This window comes from Vibrio sp. 378, assembly GCF_033339435.1.
The window spans coordinates 1-521 of record NZ_JAWOUO010001175.1; the positions used below are offsets into that span (position 1 = coordinate 1).

The following is a 521-nucleotide window of genomic DNA, read 5'->3' on the forward strand; positions in this document are numbered from 1 at the left end:
ATTTTTGAGGCACTAGATGTTTCAAATGCCTTTGTTGACACCACCATCAGTGATGAAACGGATCCGGGTCCAGAAGATACGGTCACCGTCACCATGACAGGTCCAGCGAATGTCGTAGAAGGTGACACCACCACGGATTACACCGTGACACTGAGCGATCCGGCGCCAGTCGGTAGTATCGTGACCTTAGCTTATAGCTACACCACCGCGTCAGGTGATGACATCACCGAAACCACCCAAGCGATTATTGGTGCGGATGGTGTGACCGCCACATTTACTATCGATACCGTGGACGATGTTTACGCGGAAGGCGATGAAGTGTTCCGCGTCAGCGTGTCGGGTATTGTCGATAGCGACAGCAATCCTATCTTCGAAGCGTTGAACCTCGATAATGCGTTCGTCGACACCACCATCAGCGATGAAACGGATCCGGGTCCAGAAGATACGGTCACCGTCACCATGACAGGTCCAGCGAATGTCGTAGAAGGCGACACCACCACAGAGTACACCGTGACACTGAG

The 521-nt window shown here is 52.8% G+C and carries 1 pseudogene; it reads left to right on the forward strand.

The window, feature by feature from the left end:
- A pseudogene (locus R7Q48_RS31000) lies at positions 1–521 on the forward strand (calcium-binding protein); the annotation flags it as partial.